At 33.2% G+C, this 17,933-nt stretch carries 13 protein-coding genes and 2 pseudogenes; 4 read left to right on the forward strand and 11 right to left on the reverse strand.

All coding sequences use genetic code 11. The features are described from left to right. Positions 1 to 58 precede the first annotated feature (58 nt). Positions 59 to 916, forward strand: coding sequence for an MBL fold metallo-hydrolase (locus AC2CGR_RS10480; RefSeq protein WP_270185003.1), 858 nt, complete (start codon positions 59 to 61; stop codon positions 914 to 916). Positions 917 to 1,356: 440 nt separating this feature from the next. Further along, on the forward strand, positions 1,357 to 1,833 hold the full coding sequence (locus AC2CGR_RS10485) for a YndM family protein (protein WP_087964581.1): 477 nt from the start codon (positions 1,357 to 1,359) through the stop codon (positions 1,831 to 1,833). Between the two features lie 35 nt (positions 1,834 to 1,868). Here AC2CGR_RS10485 and AC2CGR_RS10490 read toward each other — a convergent pair whose 3' ends face one another. Continuing rightward, positions 1,869 to 2,384, reverse strand: coding sequence for a DUF3231 family protein (locus AC2CGR_RS10490; protein WP_000512120.1), 516 nt, complete (start codon positions 2,382 to 2,384; stop codon positions 1,869 to 1,871). Between the two features lie 294 nt (positions 2,385 to 2,678). Beyond that, positions 2,679 to 2,891, reverse strand: a complete 213-nt coding sequence (gene sasP / locus AC2CGR_RS10495) for a small acid-soluble spore protein, SasP family (RefSeq protein WP_000002839.1) — start codon at positions 2,889 to 2,891, stop codon at positions 2,679 to 2,681. A gap of 247 nt (positions 2,892 to 3,138) precedes the next feature. On the opposite strand from sasP, the gene AC2CGR_RS10500 reads away from it, so the two are divergent. After that, complete coding sequence (locus AC2CGR_RS10500) at positions 3,139 to 4,272, forward strand: zinc-dependent alcohol dehydrogenase (RefSeq protein ID WP_071679799.1); 1,134 nt, start codon at positions 3,139 to 3,141, stop codon at positions 4,270 to 4,272. A gap of 195 nt (positions 4,273 to 4,467) precedes the next feature. On the opposite strand, the gene aspA is transcribed toward AC2CGR_RS10500, so the two are convergent. Both aspA and ansA read right to left on the reverse strand, forming a co-directional pair. Continuing rightward, entirely contained in the window at positions 4,468 to 5,898 is a 1,431-nt protein-coding gene (gene aspA, locus AC2CGR_RS10505) for an aspartate ammonia-lyase (RefSeq protein ID WP_131102520.1), read from the reverse strand. 53 nt (positions 5,899 to 5,951) lie between these two features. Then, positions 5,952 to 6,956, reverse strand: a complete 1,005-nt coding sequence (ansA, locus tag AC2CGR_RS10510) for an asparaginase (RefSeq protein WP_131102522.1) — start codon at positions 6,954 to 6,956, stop codon at positions 5,952 to 5,954. 183 nt (positions 6,957 to 7,139) lie between these two features. Here ansA and ansR point away from each other — a divergent pair, with 183 nt between their 5' ends. Next, positions 7,140 to 7,517 (forward strand): HTH-type transcriptional regulator AnsR, encoded by a 378-nt coding sequence (gene ansR / locus AC2CGR_RS10515; RefSeq protein ID WP_000893556.1) that lies wholly within the window; start codon positions 7,140 to 7,142, stop codon positions 7,515 to 7,517. A 4-nt stretch (positions 7,518 to 7,521) separates the two neighbouring features. Here ansR and AC2CGR_RS10520 read toward each other — a convergent pair. From AC2CGR_RS10520 to hblC, 7 genes and pseudogenes are all read right to left on the reverse strand, one after another. Then, a pseudogene (locus tag AC2CGR_RS10520) lies at positions 7,522 to 8,057 on the reverse strand (spore germination protein); the annotation flags it as partial. 360 nt (positions 8,058 to 8,417) lie between these two features. After that, entirely contained in the window at positions 8,418 to 10,823 is a 2,406-nt protein-coding gene (locus AC2CGR_RS10525) for a PAS domain S-box protein (protein ID WP_131102524.1), read from the reverse strand. Positions 10,824 to 11,251: 428 nt separating this feature from the next. Continuing rightward, positions 11,252 to 11,479: pseudogene (locus AC2CGR_RS10530) on the reverse strand (hypothetical protein); the annotation flags it as partial. 21 nt (positions 11,480 to 11,500) lie between these two features. Further along, positions 11,501 to 12,901 (reverse strand): hemolysin BL regulatory component HblB, encoded by a 1,401-nt coding sequence (hblB, locus tag AC2CGR_RS10535; RefSeq protein WP_087967941.1) that lies wholly within the window; start codon positions 12,899 to 12,901, stop codon positions 11,501 to 11,503. Between the two features lie 372 nt (positions 12,902 to 13,273). Further along, the gene (gene hblA, locus AC2CGR_RS10540; protein ID WP_001968418.1) at positions 13,274 to 14,401 is read right to left on the reverse strand and encodes a hemolysin BL binding component B; all 1,128 of its coding nucleotides are present in this window, start codon (positions 14,399 to 14,401) and stop codon (positions 13,274 to 13,276) included. 36 nt (positions 14,402 to 14,437) lie between these two features. Beyond that, positions 14,438 to 15,658 carry a hemolytic enterotoxin HBL lytic component L1 gene (hblD, locus tag AC2CGR_RS10545; RefSeq protein WP_073543844.1) on the reverse strand — a complete coding sequence of 407 codons (1,221 nt, stop codon included), beginning with the start codon at positions 15,656 to 15,658 and terminating at the stop codon, positions 14,438 to 14,440. Between the two features lie 60 nt (positions 15,659 to 15,718). Further along, entirely contained in the window at positions 15,719 to 17,038 is a 1,320-nt protein-coding gene (hblC, locus tag AC2CGR_RS10550; protein WP_270185002.1) for a hemolytic enterotoxin HBL lytic component L2, read from the reverse strand. Positions 17,039 to 17,933: the final 895 nt, after the last annotated feature.

Genomic DNA, 17,933 nt, shown 5'->3' on the forward strand with positions numbered 1-17,933 from the left:
GATTTTCAAAATTAGGGAACTATAATGCCGTATTAACATATATTAAGGGGGATAATAAGTGGACAATGAAATGAATTACGGAAGTGATTACAAGTTTATTCCGGCAACTTCAATTAAAAGTGGTCACGGCATTGAAGTATTGCCTGATTTATTTTCTTACACAATTCAAATCGTCAACATCTGTTTTGTTGGACATCCGCATACCAATGATTTTGTTTTAATTGATGCTGGAATGCCTAAATGTGCAAATGAAATTATCTCTGTCGCTGAGGATCGATTTGGTACAAACAGCCGCCCAAAAGCAATTATTTTAACTCATGGGCATTTTGATCATGTTGGGGGAATAATTGAACTCATCAAGTATTGGGATGTTCCAGTCTATGCCCATCAAATGGAAATACCTTTCCTGACTGGACTACAAAGCTATCCTGAACCAGATCCTACAGTTGAAGGTGGTATGGTAGCGAAAACGTCGCCTTTGTTCCCTAATGAACCGATTGATTTAGGAAATAGCGTAAAAGTACTACCTGCAGATGGAACTGTTCCTCATATGCCAGAGTTTAGATGGGTGCATACACCAGGACACACTCCAGGTCATATTTCATTATTCCGAGAAAAAGACCGAACATTAATTGCTGGGGACGCTTTTGTTACAGTGAAGCAAGAATATCTATATAAGGTAATTACTCAGGAACAGGAAATAAGCGGTCCGCCTCGTTATTTAACAACAGACTGGAACGCTGCTAAAGAATCAGTTATTAAATTAGAAAAATTAAAGCCTCTAGTCGCTATTACTGGACACGGAATACCAATGTCAGGTGAATTGCTATCAACAAGCCTCAAAACACTCGTTAAGGAATTTGATAAAATTGCTGTACCCGATTACGGAAAATATGTAGATAAAAAGATACATTAAGCACCAAAAACTTTGGCTTTTATATTAAAGAATTAAAACGAAAAAAATTATTAAGTTTAGTAAAAAAATACTGTACTTAGGCAACATCTCGATTATAAGAGTGGAACGCCCCTTTGTGAATAAAGCTCGATATTCCGCAAATACTATCCATAGTATAAGCCTGCTTCTTACTCGGCTTGTACTTCTTACCATTTAAGGATGATTAAAACGGGTTACGCTATATAAAAGCATAACCCATTTTTAATGAAATATTTTATCCCGCTTTAACGGGCAGTAAGACCCCCACCTCAAAATTCAGCGGAAGCAAAGAAGTTAGGTGGGGAATCAACTGTCCGTAAAAGTCCGATTGGTGAAGGCTGATAATCAGTGGGGGATGAACAAAACCCCACTGATTAAAGTTTCACTTTATTCCATATACATTTAAACAATGGAGGAAAATGATGAAACATATTGTTGCTTTATTAATTAAATACACAGCGATAACTGCAGTATTACTAATTATACTTAGTATCTTTAAAGGCATTTCAATTCCTAAAGTATTACTAATTTCTCTTTTCCTTACAGGAGCTGCCTATTTAATCGGAGATCTCTTCATTTTACCTAAGTACGGAAATATGATTGCTACAATAGCAGATTTAGGCTTAAGCTTCTTTGGAATTTGGTTACTAACATCCTTGTTTACTGATTTGGATGCTACTCGTAACATTGGACTTTCTTCATTTATAGCCGCTTTAATTATTGGTGGAACAGAAATTTTCTTCCACATTTATATGAAGAGGCTAGTACTGCGTAACGATGATAATTTAAGAAATCACAATCATATTCGCCATGATAAATATGCTATGGAAATGTCAGATGAATATATAGATTCTTCCACAATAAATAAATCCAAGCTTGAAGATACATCTAAAAAATAAAAAAGTGGCCAACGCCACTTTTTTATTTTTGTTTATTACGCTTGATCTGAATTTCTTACATGTAACGGAGGTGGAACTACCCACCCTTTTTTCTTACTTAAACGTAACAACGTTACACCTGCCTGCGCTTTTTTCATATGAAATTGTCCAAATAACATACCTACATCTTCTCGAAGGCATTTTCCCATTACTTGACTACATGTCACAAGTCCAGCTGCTAATCCAGTAGAAACAGCTGCTGCTATTTCAGCATCATTAATACGTGCTCCCGGAGGAATGTCTTCAATAGATGCAACTGGTCGTTCTGGAGGAGCAGGCGGTAAAGCGACCCCATTAACTTTTAAAAGTGCCTTTAATTCTTCTATTTCCGAATTCATATCATTTTCAATTAAGCCTTCTAAAAACTTCTTCAAATCTTCATCACCTGTATGATTCATAAACACTTGATGACTTGCAATTGCACCCTGTGCAGCAAGAAGATAACTCCAAATGTCGAACACTTCTCCGTAATGTAAAGGTTCATTTTGAGGATTTCCACTTAATATACCCATTTTTAAATTCCTACCTTTCGAAAATATCATAATAAATATTGATTTCAATATTGAAATCAAATTTTTAAGTATGCTTTTTCCTGCAAAAGATTTTCTACTATGCATGGAAAACACCTTTCCAACACTGCGTGTTTATTGTTTAGGAAAGTAGTTTACAAATTAAATACTCAAAGATTATGAAAGAAGATTATCAATAATCTTTGAGTGAGAATCTGTTTAATATAAGGTTTTTTATTTTTATGAATGCACAAAAGAAATTGATTTACATATTTGCTATATTTTATGTCAATTTACTTAGCGGTTAGCTCTACCACCAAGTTGTTGTTCTGCCATTGCTACTAAACGTTTTGTAATTTCACCACCAACAGATCCGTTTGAACGAGCTGTTGCGTCTGCACCAAGTTGTACACCAAACTCTTGTGCAATTTCATATTTCATTTGATCAAGAGCTTGTTCAGCACCTCGAACTAACAATTCATTACGACTTCCACTATTATTGTTTGCCATCTTATTTCACCTCCGATGTTTTTAATATGCTTCAAATTATGAAATAATAATTATCCTTTTTATGGGAATTTATTCATGAATAAATATTGGGTTTCTTCTTAAAATAGAGCAAAAGACATAAGAAAGAAGAGTTGCTATAACATACTGTCATAACAACACTATGTATAGATTCCTCTTTACTAAAGATTTCTGTTTTGCCAAGAGGATACATATAAATTATGAAAAACGATTCCTAAGGAGATATGAGATGAAAGCTGTAACCTATCAAGGTCCAAACCAAGTACAAGTTAAACAGGTAGATGATGCAAGGTTAGAAAAAAAAGATGATATTATTGTAAAAATTACTTCAACCGCTATTTGCGGTTCTGATTTACATTTATATCAAGGCAACATGCCGTTACCTCCAGGGTACATTATTGGTCATGAGCCAATGGGAATTGTTGAAGAAGTTGGTCCAGATGTTACGAAAGTAAAAAAAGGAGACCGTGTTGTGATCCCCTTTAACGTTGCTTGTGGACATTGTTTCTATTGCCAACATGAAATGGAAAGTCAATGTGATAACTCGAACCCTCATTACGATTCTGGTGGATACTTTGGTTATACCGAGAAATTTGGTAATCATCCAGGTGGACAAGCTGAATATTTGAAAGTTCCTTTTGGAAATTTCACTCCATTTGTTATACCGGAATCATGCGAACTTGAAGATGAATCCCTACTATTTTTATCAGATGTTTTACCAACAGCCTATTGGAGTGTAATAAACGCAGGCGTTAAGCCAGGTGATACTGTTATCGTCCTTGGTTGTGGACCTGTTGGATTAATGACACAAAAATTTGCTTGGATGCAAGGTGCTAAACGTGTAATTGCAGTGGATTACTTAGATTATCGGATGAATTATGCAAAAAAGATTAACAATGTTGAGGTATTTGAGTTTACAAAATTCCCAGATATGGGAGAACATTTAAAGGAAATTACACATGGTGGTGCCGATGTAGTCATTGATTGCGTGGGGATGGATGGAAAAAAATCGCCTTTAGAATTTCTGGAACAAAAATTAAAATTACAAGGTGGAACTCTCGGCCCTATTCAAATCGCTACGAAAGCCGTAAGAAAATATGGAACAGTTCAAATGACCGGCGTTTATGGTGGCAATTATAATGCATTTCCACTCGGGGCATTTTGGGTTAGAAATATTAACCTTAAAATGGGACAAGCACCTGTCATTCATTTTATGCCGGAACTATTTGAAAAAATAACAAATAAAGAATTTGATCCAAAAGAGATTATTACACACAAAATCCCCCTTGAAGAAGCGAGCTACGGTTATCAAATTTTTAATAATCGTGAAGATGACTGTATCAAAGTCATTCTGAAACCTTGAAGCTACAATTCATTATTCTTAGTGCAAAGATAAGATTACACTCCGTAATCTTATCTTTTTTATTAAATTTTAAGTATCTATTCTCCCATTTTCATCTCACATCGAAAATACTTACTTATAACCTCCCTACCTCTATTCACATATAACATCCCTATATTGTAAAAAAAAGAGGAGGAGCTTGTCCCCCCTCTTCTTTTAATTTTTCTTTAAAAGAGTTGCTCCTGCAATCCCTGGGTGTGTCATTTCGAATGGATCTAGAATTAATTCTAAGTCCTCTTGTGACAATACACCATTTTTCACACAAAGTTCTCGAACGGATTGCCCTGTCGCGATTGCTTCTTTCGCAACGCGAGCTGCTGCTTCATAACCGATATGAGGGTTCACGGCTGTAATAATTCCTACACTCTTCTCAACATACTCTTTTAAGCGATCTTCATTCGCTTCAATTCCTTTTAAGCAATTATCTGTAAAGGCACGGAAACCGTTATTCATAATGCTAATTGATTGAAGTAAGTTGAAAACAAGTACTGGTTCCATAACGTTTAATTCTAATTGACCTGCTTCTGAAGCAAGACAAATTGTATGGTCATTACCAATGACTTGGAACGCAATTTGATTAATTACTTCTGGCATAACAGGATTTACTTTCCCTGGCATAATAGATGAACCTGGTTGACGAGCAGGTAGCATAATTTCCGCTAAGCCAACACGTGGACCTGATGCCATTAAGCGAAGGTCATTCGCAATTTTAGACATATTCATCATACATACTTTAAGTGCTGCAGATACTTCTGTGTATGCATCCGTATTTTGCGTTGCATCTACTAAGTCTTCTGCACCAACTAGTGGTAGTTCACTAATTGCAGCTAAATGTTTTACAACTGCTTCAATATATTCTGGATCTGCATTTAAGCCTGTACCAACTGCAGTTGCTCCCATGTTCACTTCATATAAGTGTTGACGTGATTGCTGAATGCGTTTCATATCACGTTCAAGTACACGAGAGTACGCTTTAAATTCTTGTCCAAGGCGAATTGGCACAGCGTCTTGTAAATGCGTACGACCCATTTTAATCACATGATCGAACTGTTCTGCTTTTAATTCAAATACATCGTGCATATAACCCATCGTTTGTAATAAACCTTCTAATGCGTTTAATGTAGCGATATGGATCGCCGTTGGGAATGCATCGTTTGTTGATTGCGCCATGTTTACATGACTATTTGGACTAATATAATGATAGTCTCCCTTTTCCATTCCTAATAATTCAAGAGCACGATTGGCAATGACTTCATTTGCATTCATGTTCATTGAAGTACCTGCTCCGCCTTGGATTGGATCTACGATAAAATGATCATGCCATTTTCCATCGAGAATTTCTTGAGCAGCTTCTGCGATTGCGCCGCCCTTGTTCAATTCCAATCTTCCTACATCTGTATTGGCAAGCGCTGCAGCTTTTTTTACAACTGCGAACGCTCTAATTAAACTTTCATGAATTTTATACCCTGTAATCGGGAAATTTTCAACAGCGCGTAAAGTTTGAATTCCGTAATATGCCTCAATAGGTAATTCCTTTCCTCCCAAAAAATCATTCTCCACTCGCACGTTCTTGTTTGTCATTGCCATTTTAATTTCTCCCCCATATTAAATGTAAAACCTAAATAAATCATATGAAGTCCTTACCAATCCTTATCAGATTTTATTGTTAAATCGTAGGCTAAAGGCTCTTCAATCATTTTTTTAATCTCTTCTAATTTATTAGTTTTTCCAAGCGTCCACATCAATTTTGCTATGATGGCTTCCGTATTCATATCTCCAGACAATATTACTTGATGTTGTGCCACTTTCCGTCCTACTTCATAGAGAAGTATGTCTTCTCCTTCTTCCAGGCATTGAGTAGTAATCACTACAGCAATCCCCATTTCAGTCAACTCTTGAATTTTCGAAAGCAAGTTCCTTCCTTCAAAAGGTAATCCACCATTTCCAAAACTTTCAATAATAATCCCTTTATACAAATCTTTTAAACAATCAAATATCTCTGGCTTTGTACCTGGATACAATTTCATAAGAAAAACATCCGTACATAAATTAGTATTTATTGAAAGTTCATTATGGGAGGAAGTTGGCTTCCAATGATATTTCACTTCATCTTCATTCACCTCAGCAACATATGGATAATTCACACTTTCAAATGCATCATAACTTTTTGTTCGCATTTTAACTGCTCTCGTCCCAATAATCACCCTACTATCAAAAACAATAAACACACCGCCAACATTCTCACAGGCAAACCTAAGAGCATCAGCTACATTTTTCTTTGCGTCTGTCTTTTTAAAACTAATAGGTACTTGTGAACCTGTTAAAACAACTGGTTTTCTTAAACCTTGCAGCATATAAGATAACGCAGAAGATGTATAAGCTAACGTATCCGTTCCATGTGTAATCACAAACCCGTCATAGTCATCATAATGATTAAAAATAGCATTAGCTATTTCTTTCCAGTGCTCAGGTTGCATATTGGTACTATCAATATTCATTAAGATTTTGCAATCTATTTCTAAGTTTCGAGAAGACTTCGAAAAATAATTCAATAATTCCTCAGCGGACAATCCTGGAACAAGACCCTCATTCCCCTCCACAGATGCAATTGTCCCACCAGTTGCAAGTAATAAAATTTTCTTCATACACAACCCCTCCATAAAATAAACAACGATATATCGTTCGCGTAATGCGTATTTATATTTATCATTATAGAACTTAATTTGAATTAATCAAGATTTTGTATTCAATACGCGTACTTTTTTCTATTCTTGATTCTTTTTCTATGTTATAATTAATTTAATAAAATTAGATGGGGTATGAGACGAATGCTGGAACGTTTATCTGAATTAAGAAAAAATCAAAAGTGGTCCTTACAAGAGACAGCAGATCGACTTGGGATTGCGAAAAGCACCTATGCCGGGTATGAAAATGGTTATAGATTACCTTCCTTACAATCTTTATCTAAAATAGCCGATTTATTTGATACATCTGTAGATTATATATTAGGTCGAATTGAACATTCACATCAAAACAAAGATGTAATTGATATTACAAGACTCCTAAACGATCCAGATCCAACACTTTTAATAGATGGAGAAGCACTGTCAACAGAAGAGATAATAGATTTTATTGCTTTTGTGAGAAGTAAACGAGAACTAAGTTCCAAGAGAATAGAAAATATTGAACCAACATGTAAAAGTTGATTCAATAAAAAACGAATACACTGCACTTTTTAAACTTAGAAATACTTAGACAATTAATTTGTAAATAAGGTGTTGGAAGCTTTCTACGTACTAGATTTAAATTTACATCTAAATCTTCGACAAATACGATTTGTGGACCCACAATATTGTATTCAATTTCAGCTTTTGTAATATCCCTTTTTTCTTTCTTTGACACATTTACTAACAAACAATTTAATGTATCTGTATCGAACTGAATCAGTATATAGCCATTTAAAATACTATCCTGAATATCTTCCATTTGATTTGTTATTTTGAATTCTCAAAGGGTAAGACAGACTGAATATCTTGTAACGAATCGAAACTCTTCTCTTTTATATAAGTCAAAATCTCTTCATGAAATATATTTACATCGATTAATGTTCTAAAATATGAAATGACTATAGAGGATTTGTTTGAAGCGATCTCCAACGTTATAAGATCTTTAGATTTTGTTAGTAATTGCATTAATTCCTGCAAAGATTTTATAGAGTGAACAGGTACTTTTTCATGTGGTTTCAATTGATAATACCCTTCCTTTCAAAAAGAACCTATATATAGTTTTTAGAAATTTCTATTTTAAAAATGAGGGATATTTATATGTCAATATGCTCATTAAAAGTAATGCCTTTGGAACTAACTTAACCAAAATTAGTTAAAAAATGTATTACAAGTAAAAATTTGAAATGTTCCCAAGAAAAATTACAATATTAAAAACATCCTTTCTTTTGGTTCTAAAGAAAGGATGTTTTTATAACAGGCTTTTTCAAGTGTCTATTCTATAGGGTACATTTACCAGTGTTCTTCTCTTTACTATTTCATTAAGTAACATTAGCATTACATTCTGTATGGTTTCTTAAAAAATTTTAGTAAAAGAATATATTAATTTTGAAGTGTACAAATAGGGAGAGTGACTTCAACTGTAGTCCCCTTATTCACTTCACTCGCAATAAATACCTTTCCCTGATGTGTTTCAATGATTTTATAACAGATCATTAACCCTAAGCCAATCCCCTCTTCTTTAATACTATAAAAAGGTTCTCCGAGGTATGGTATACGTTCTTTTGGAATCCCACACCCTTGATCGATAAAACGAATGCTTACTTGATTATTATCAAGTATATTTAATTGAATGAGAATTTCCCCTCCCATCGGCATAGATTCAATTGCATTTTTTAATATATTAACAAATACTTGTTTTAATTGATTTCCTTCACATGAAATTAATGGAATACCAGGGTTAAGATCGATTCTAAATTTTATATTATGCATCATTGCTTGAGGTTGTAGTAGCATTAAAACTTGATCCATTAGCACACTAATATTATTAGGTTGCATTTTTACCACCTGTGGTTTGGCTACCGCCATAAATTCAGTTGTAATGCTCTCTATACGCTCAATCTCTGATGATACTATATTAATATAACCCTGATTATTCTCATTTTCCGTTGATTTTAGTAATTGCATGAACCCTTTCATTGCAGTTAATGGATTATTAATCTCATGAGCCACTGCAGTCGCTAATTGTCCTACAACAGCAAGTTTTTCAGATTTTCGTAATAATTCTTCTGTTTTTAGCCGTTCAGTGATATCACGAGAAATACTTAGGAAAACCTTTTTACCATTTAAGTTAAAAACACGAACACTAAACTCAGTTGTTATTACTTTTCCTGTTGGAAAAACATATTCATCTTGCAAAGTGAAGGAAGTTTGTCCCTTTTTAATTTTTTCTAATAGCTTTACAATCATTTGAGAATCTTGTGGTACTATATTTGAAAATGATAATGAGAGCAACTCTTCTCTACTATATCCAAATCTTCTACACCCAACAGGGTTTACCTCAATAAATCGACTTGGAGCATTATCTTCATTCAGCTCTACTACATATACCGCATCAGTTGCTTGTTCGATTAGTGCACGATACTTCATTTCACTATCTCTTAATTGCTGGTGTAATCGATGCCGTTCTCTTTCTGCTTGTTTTCTTTCAGAGATGTCTCTGCATATCGCTGATAAAGCTATCACATTTCCTCTTACATCTAGTATAGGAGAAACTGTCAGACTGATATCAAGAAGACTCCCATCGCTCCGTTGTCTAACAGTTTCTAATCTAGTAACTACCGATTCACCTGTTAGAATTTTCTGAATATTTTTAAGCGATTCTTCCATTAAAAAATCTGGTACACAAGGTAATCTCTTACCTATGATTTCTTGTGATGACCACCCAAATATCTTTTCATAAGCTTTATTGGCTTGTAAAATATGCCCTTCTCGATCAGAAATAGTAATAGCATCTAGATTGTGCTTTATAAATGATTCCAATAATTCTTTGGTAGCGCTTAATTCTGATTCTACCTTTTTCCTTTCGGTTATATCAACTGTAGAACCAACAACTTCAATAACTTGTCCATTTCGTTTAATCGGCCTAAGCGCAATAAGAATAATAGTTTTATCATTTGGCCAAGGTAATTCAAATATAATTTCTTTTCCTTCCCATGCCTGAAGATAGTACTTCATCAATTGTGGAACTAAATGTGGAGGAATAATAGAAGCATCAATAGTACGTAAGCTTTTTCCTACCACCTGTTCAGAATAAAATCCGTTTTGATAATAAAACTGTCCATCACATAAAGTGTGTATAAAGTGCTTACCCACTTTTTTAAATTTAAAAATTCCTCCTTGAAGCTCATGTACGGTATCTGTAAGTTCTTGCTTCGATTTTTTTAATTCTCGATTCATTTTAGATAAGTCCTGTGTTAAATAATACAATCTCTGGTAGGCCTCCATAAGAAATAGCCCAATTAAAAGTCCTAACACTATATATAATAAGCCTCCTGTGTAAAGTAATGTAGTATTAAATAACACCCCAACTAACCACTTTATTCCAATAAAAACAGAAAAATATAAAGATGCACCTTTAAAAGGATGTAGTTTTTTTACATAATTTTTAAAAGTAGAAAATAGAATCCCCATACCTAAATAAGCAATCACAGGAGGTTCCCAATACCCTCCAATGTAAAAGATACGCATTAAAATTATGCTAATTAACGTAATCCAACCAGCAATACGACCAAAGTAAATAAAAGATAGAATAAGAGGAACAACTCGAAGATCGTAGGAAAATCCCATGTATGGAACAGAAAAGAACATTAACGTAACTGCAATAATCCCTCCATAGAGTTTTTCGAAATATCGACTAGAATTAATTGTAAACACTTGAATAAATATTGCTGCGCTAACTAATAAAGAAAAAATAGAAAGGTTGATGAAATAATCTTTAATAATCATGTAATGTCCCTCCTTGCATTAAGTGTATTCGACAAAAAAGCTAAAAATCCTACAAATTGTATAAACAGTTCAAATGCATAAATTTTAAACTAGGATAAAATCTAGAAAAGTAAATAAGGGGCACAGCAGATGAGATATTTTAATGAAAAATAGTTCAAAAAAGATAATAGTAACCGTTTACTACTATTATCTTTTTTGAAGTTATCGTAATATGTCTAAAACTCTAAGGGACGTGGTATGTCGTTTCATCGAACAATCATTATGCGCTAAGTTCATGAATATAGAAATTTCATCTGTAATTTTTGAAAAATAACACAAAAAACAAAACTATCTTTAAAACTAGAAAAAGCCTATATAAACGTCAACTAATCTATGTACAAAAACGTTCACTTAATTTTGTATAAAATTACTCCACTTAGGAAGCTAAGTAATTCTTCAGGGTTGATTAGAACACCTGTAGATACTTCAGGATAACTACATAATTGTATGAGTAATGCACTTGAAACCTTTCGTTAAAACCATACACATAATACAACTAACTCCTTGGTTCAATATTTACTTTTTCGTTGAACAAATTCTTTTTCTTGTGCAAAGTATTCTAGGATATAAGGAGATTTTTCAATTAACTTGGTGTCTAGTTTATTGTCCAGCTCCAATTACTTCGTTACTTTTCAGATTCAGTTCATTATATTTTGTACTTTGTCTTTATACACAACATATTCTTTACCATCCACTACTGCTACTACCGCAAATTCATCATTTGGATTGAATGAAAGCCAATCAGCCCACATGTTAGTATTAGCCCCTCCACTCCACATATTATGAACAGTGTTTTTAGTTAAATTCATGACTTTATAAGACGCATTTGGCGCATTTGTTCCAGTCTTTATTTCAAATGTGTAGGCGTTATGAATTTTTTTATAAAAGTAGAAAACGTTTGCTGGACGAAGCTGATTCAAAAAATCCTGTTCTTTTTTCTCTGCAATTTTTATCCCTTCTTGCAAAGTGACAACATCTGTTTTTAATGTTTTCCAACTGTTTTTCGCTGCATTCAAGCTAGGGGTTAAGAATTTATATTTATTTTGATCAGCTTTTTGATCAGCTTTATCAATATGTCCCAGTACACCCGAATATTGAGAATCTAAATCCTCCCATTGCGTAGACATATAAGTAAGAGCAGTGATAGCATTATCAAGCATACTATGCATATCACTAATATTATGAAATGCAACTCCAACTACACGATTCAATGTTATTTTATAATCTACAGTCTGACGCAATTTTGCTAATTCAGGTTCTAGCCAACCTAACTTACCTCTTGCATCACCTATCATTATGCCACCAGCAATCAAGGTTGGAATAAAGGGGATTTTCACCATGTCTAACCCCTTAGATTCTATGTCTTTCTGATATTTTACTTGTCCTAAAAGGTCCTCTAGACGCTTTTGGTCCGCCTCCACATCAGCACCTTGGTTTTTTAAAATCGATTGCAATGTCTCTTTATGACTTCCAAATGTTCTAACATCTTCTCCAATAGCATTTTTTAATTGAATTAATTCTTCTATTAATGCTTTTGCAGACTTTTGATTTTGTTGAATTCCTCCCTGTAGATCTTTAATCCCTTTTTTTAAAGTATCTCCATTTCCAGTATTGATCGCCTCTACTAATGTTTCATAATGATTTTCAAATTTTGTATCGTATTCTATAATGCCTGTCAATGTATCAAAAAGTTGTTTTTTTACTTGTGTATTCCATGTAACAGCATGTGCTCTTGCATTCTTTTGATCTTGTACAATTTTACTAGGTAAATCTGCATTTCCATTAATAGTTATTCCTTCAAAACTCACATCTGGATTATGAATTAGCAAATAAGAATATTCATTCATAGCTTTTGCAAATAAACCAGCATCTTGCAAAGCTTTTTTCATCTGTTCTTCATTTGCTGAAAGAGATATATTTTCATTGTTCATTTGTTCAATTTCAATTGCAAAAGTTTCTAGTGGTATGACTGCATAAGTAGTTGTTATAGTTAAAAATGCTGATACAGCGAGTAGTTTATTAGGGATTTTTTTCATCATTTCGTATTCCTCCTATATAAGGTATAGTTTCAAGTTCTAATCTTCTTAAAAAGCGATGTCTTTCAACATGAGTTCTACATCTTTTATCAGTATCGTTTGAACTTTATTTCGCAGCCTTCAAATCATTAAGTATTAAAGAAAATGTATATAATCTGCTTCAAATTAATCGATTCTATTGCAAATAAAAAAAACAATTAAACTAAAAGGTTATTTTTATTCGAATCATACTTATATATAATTGAAAGGCGAAGTCTTTAATGAGACTCCGCCTTTCTGTTATATAAGGATTTATTAATTATTGTTTTTCTGTTTAACAGTGTAATCATAGACTTTCTATGTTTTAGTTCACTTTACAACAGAATTAATATTTCCCTATTTTTGTGGAGTAACAGTTTCCACTTTTAATTCCTTTATTCCTTCTTTTAAGGTAACAGCATCTGTTCGTAATGTTTTCCAACTGTCTTTCGCTGCATTTAAATTAGGTTTTAAGAATTTAAATTTATTTTGATCGGCTTTTTGAGCTGCATTCTCAATATGCCCTAGAACGCCCGAATATTGAGAATCTAAATCATGCCACTGCGTGGACATATAAGTAAGAGCGTTAATAGCATCATCAAGCGCCTTGTGCATTTCATTAATATTACTGTAAGCAACTCCAACTACACGATTTAAGGTTACTTTATAATCAACGGTCTGACGTAATTCTGCTAATAAAGGCTCTAACTTACCTAAATTATCTCTTGCTACTCCCACTATGATACCGCCAATTATTGGTAGACCCAAAATAGCACCCTTCATTACATTAAACCCATCAGATTCTAATTGTTTATAATAGTTTACTGATCCTAATACTTCTTCTAGACGCTTTTGATCGGCATCAACATCTGCACCTTGATTTTTTAAAATCGACTGCAAGAGCTCTTTATTACTTCCAAATGCTCTCACATCGTGTCCAATAGAGTCTCTTAATTTAGTTAATTCTTCTATTAGTTGTTGTGCATACTTTTGATTTTGTTGAATTTCACCTCGCAAATCTGTAATCCCTTCTTTTAAAGTTTCTCCATCCCCTGTATTAATCGCCTCTACCATTGTTTCATAATAATTGTCAAATGTTGTATCGTATTCAACAATACCATTCAATGTATCTAAAAGCTGTTTTTTTACTTTCGTATCCCAAGTAACAGCATGTGCCCTTGCATTCTTTTGATCTTGTACGATTCTACCAGGTAAATCTACATACCCATTAATGGTAATTCCCTCAAAATTCACATCAGGATTCTTAATTAACATATAAGAATAGGCATTCATAGATTTTGCAAATAATCCAGCCTTTTGCAAGGTCTCTTTCATTCTCGCTTCATTTGCAGAAAGAGCTGTATCTTCATTGTTCGTTTGTTCAATTTCACTTGCAAAAGTTGTTACTGGTGAAACTACATTAGCAGTTGTAATAGTTAATAACGTCGATACAGCGAGTAATTTGTAAGGGATTTTTTTTATCATTTCATTTTCCTCCAATTTAGGTTTTAAATTTCAGTTCTACTCCTGTTTAAAAGCAATATCTTTTGAAATGAATTCTGCATCTTTATGAATATCATTCCAACTTTGTTTAGCAGCTTTTAAATCATCTGGTATTAAAGAGAATTTGTGGTCTTGCATAGAATCGATATTATCCAGTAAATCTGTATAATTTGCACCCATTGTATTCCATTGTTTTTGAATATTTGTTAGAGACAATATCGCTTGATCTACAGTCTGATATAAATATGCCAATGTTTCTTTCGCGTTAGTAAGTGAAAGAACTGCCTGATTAGCACGATCTGCTTTCATACTTAATTCTCCGATTTTGTTAGAAATTTCGTTATAGGAGTCCATATGCTTAGATGCTGTAACACCAGCCGCAGTTCCTAGACCAATACCAGCTGCTCCAAGAGCTGAAAGTCCACCAACAACAGCCGGTGTTGCTGTACCGCCAGTTACAACAATAACTACCGCTCCTCCAATAGCTGCAATAACTAAAATAGCTGCTCCCAATCCACCACCAATTGACCATGCTAATACATCATCAAAATGTTTTTTCTGAGTAGAACGAAGTTGCTCAATTTCAGCTTGAAGTTGTGGAATCGTTGCCTGTTGACCTGCTAATATTGCAGTTAATCCACCTTTCCCATCTGGACCACCAACATTATTTTTAAAATCTGTAGAATTTTGATATAGTTTCCCTTTGAAGTCTTGTAGCATCTTAATCACATCTGTAACTTCTTTTGAATTTGTATTGATTGTAGTAATTAAATCATTTATACCCTCTTTTAGACCTGCCTTATCTTTCTTTTGTACAGTTTCTACTAATGTGTCGTAATAATTTTGAAATTGTTCATCGTAATTTACAATATTACGAGCCGTTTTTTGAATCTGTGGCTTTGCTGTATCTAACCAGTAATTCGCATTGATTCGTGACAGCTCTTGATTAAGGTGAATATTTTTGAGCAACTCTCCCCCCTCTGAGCCTAAATCGATATTAGATAAATTTACATTTGGTTGCTTAATCATTGTTTTTGCGTATAAATCCATTACTAGAATATGAGACCCTGTTTCAGCCAATGCTTTCTTCAGTCCTTCGGGGCCTAATGCATAATTGCCTACTTTTTGTTCTTGAGCGTTCGTTTCTTGTGCAAATGCATGAATAGTGTTACCGGTAGTAGCAGTTATAACAGTTGCTAATGTAGCTAAAGTTAGTACTTTGAATGGAAATTTTTTCATGACTATTCTCCTTCTTTCGCTAAATGCTTATAATCTTTATAATTTCCCAAAAACGTAATATTAAAATTTATATACTTGTTCTTCAAGGTAACTTATTACATTTTTTAATTGTCTTAATGTATCTTTTTGAGACTGCTCGTTAGTTGTATCAACATTAGCAGATAATTTTGTAATGCTATTTTTTATTAGATTTAAATCTTCTTTATAGCGCTTTAGTAGATCCAGTTCTACATCTACTTGATTTGCAAACGTATGCAAATCATTTTGTGTAAGAAGAAGCATTGATTTTTGTAAATCCGCTATTGATAATTTCGTTGTTAAATCATATATTTTTTGATTTTGTTTCTCTAAATCATCTAAATATGCTCGCTGTTCTGCTGTTAATTTATTTACTTCAGCAAAAACGCCAAATGTTTTCTTAATCTTTTCGGTATCAATGACCTTCATCAGGTCATACTCTTGTGTTTTTGCTGCGGCTGCGGCTGCTATTTCACCTTGTTTGCTTTTCTCAATTGCTTCACGAGCTGCTTTTTTTGCTGATTCAATCTCTAGAGCAGTTTTACCTTGGTCTGTTGCTTCTTGCACTGCTTTTTTCTCAGCTTCTAGAATAGAGTTGTTAATTTCTTTTCCTTTGTTATACGCTGCCACCCCTGCTTGAGCAGCTGGTTCAATAATTTCTTTTGAAAGACTATAAACTTCTTTGAATATAGCAAATCCCTGTTCATTTAAAGCCCCTGGTATTAATGCAATTTGCTGTAAATCATTTTGAATTGCTTTTTTTGTATTTAATATTTCATTTTTTAACTGATCTATTTTTCCTGTTCCATCTGTACTTAGTATGCCTTGCGCAGTTACCACATCAGTATCAAAATCTTTTAATTTTTTATCAAGCTGTAATTTAAGATCTGTTAATTCATTGATTTGCCGTTGCGTATTTTCTTGATTCGTCATAGCCATTTCTTGCAGTACTTCCAGTCTATCCGAAAACCCTTCTCTATCTTCTTTATTGTCTACAAACGATTTTAATGTCGGGTAATAGCTATTAAATTTTGTTACAAATCCTTTACTTTTTGAATTTAATAGAATTAACTGTGGATAGAGTTCCGATGACCATTCCTTCATATCTTGTTTGATTAGGAATTGATTTGTATTTAAAGCTGTGACTTCCTCTAACTGTACATTAGGACTCATTAAAGATTGATCAATATACGTTTGGATTAATTTAGATTGCGCACCTAATTTTCGTAATGAAGAGGAAATATCCGTGCCTTCCTGTTGAGTTTCTGCTTGAACGATTGGTGTTGCGAGAGTATTGATAGGAATATTTCCTCCAGTTACAATGGATGTGACTAATAATCCTGTAATTATTTTAGTTTTCATTCCGTACACTCCTTTACCATTGTTTTTATAACTTAATTCATATAACTTGTACGACCTCTCTCTTTATAAACTGGTTACGAAGGAGAAATCTTTCAGATAGGATAATATCGTTATTTTTTACTTCTAATAGGATGTAAGGATTTTACTTATCTCTCACTTCGATACTCTATTTTTTCAAATATAAATAACAAAAATTTATTAACTATATTTAAATCAAGTACCCTATGAATAGTAAATTATTAATTCTTCCCTAGCATTGCGGTTTAACTTACAGAACCGCGAGAATCAATAAACCAATGCTTACAGTTAATCTTGTCATAACATTGTTTAATTTCAATTTAATAATATTACTCTTAGTTTTATCTGCAAGCTCCTTACTAGACTACAAAAGGTGAAACTATACTGTACATCGCTTATACTTTTATTGCGGAATAACTTCACTTTTGTTATGCAGAAACTTAGAACAGGTTTATTACAAATTTGATTCTTGACCCCTTGTGAATAAATAGACTATTCAGTAAATTATCTTCGACATAATGTTACTTACAACTTCACTATAATTCCTATTAACGTAACCTTCTCCTTTCTGTCTGGTCATACCAGTTATGTTGTTCATTAAAACATTAAATTTTTAATGCGTAAATAGAAAAATTTTGTCGATTACACTCGATAATTTACTGTTAAATAAAAATATGAACCGAAAAAAATTATATAAATATAGTTATTCGTAAATTTCATTTCTGTAATTGTAATGATTACAAATTAATGTGTATACGGTTAAAAATAACTATTTTAGCTCAACCAAGAAATTTTATTTTAGAAAAAATACTTATAGAATAATATAATAGGTCTTTTTATACTTTTTTACCTTTATTTAGTTATGTATAATTGCATA

The organism is Bacillus sp. LSHTCR4 (genome assembly GCF_057197025.1).

What these genes read in the sequence shown, in the direction of transcription:
- AC2CGR_RS10485 (WP_087964581.1), top strand. Translation starts at nt 1,357, where the DNA reads ATGAAACATATTGTTGCTTTATTAATTAAATACACAGCGATAACTGCA.
- AC2CGR_RS10490 (WP_000512120.1), bottom strand. Translation starts at nt 2,384, where the DNA reads ATGGGTATATTAAGTGGAAATCCTCAAAATGAACCTTTACATTACGGA.
- sasP (WP_000002839.1), bottom strand. Translation starts at nt 2,891, where the DNA reads ATGGCAAACAATAATAGTGGAAGTCGTAATGAATTGTTAGTTCGAGGT.
- AC2CGR_RS10500 (WP_071679799.1), top strand. Translation starts at nt 3,139, where the DNA reads ATGAAAGCTGTAACCTATCAAGGTCCAAACCAAGTACAAGTTAAACAG.
- aspA (WP_131102520.1), bottom strand. Translation starts at nt 5,898, where the DNA reads ATGGCAATGACAAACAAGAACGTGCGAGTGGAGAATGATTTTTTGGGA.
- ansA (WP_131102522.1), bottom strand. Translation starts at nt 6,956, where the DNA reads ATGAAGAAAATTTTATTACTTGCAACTGGTGGGACAATTGCATCTGTG.
- ansR (WP_000893556.1), top strand. Translation starts at nt 7,140, where the DNA reads ATGCTGGAACGTTTATCTGAATTAAGAAAAAATCAAAAGTGGTCCTTA.
- AC2CGR_RS10525 (WP_131102524.1), bottom strand. Translation starts at nt 10,823, where the DNA reads ATGATTATTAAAGATTATTTCATCAACCTTTCTATTTTTTCTTTATTA.
- hblB (WP_087967941.1), bottom strand. Translation starts at nt 12,901, where the DNA reads ATGATGAAAAAAATCCCTAATAAACTACTCGCTGTATCAGCATTTTTA.
- hblA (WP_001968418.1), bottom strand. Translation starts at nt 14,401, where the DNA reads ATGATAAAAAAAATCCCTTACAAATTACTCGCTGTATCGACGTTATTA.
- hblD (WP_073543844.1), bottom strand. Translation starts at nt 15,658, where the DNA reads ATGAAAAAATTTCCATTCAAAGTACTAACTTTAGCTACATTAGCAACT.
- hblC (WP_270185002.1), bottom strand. Translation starts at nt 17,038, where the DNA reads ATGAAAACTAAAATAATTACAGGATTATTAGTCACATCCATTGTAACT.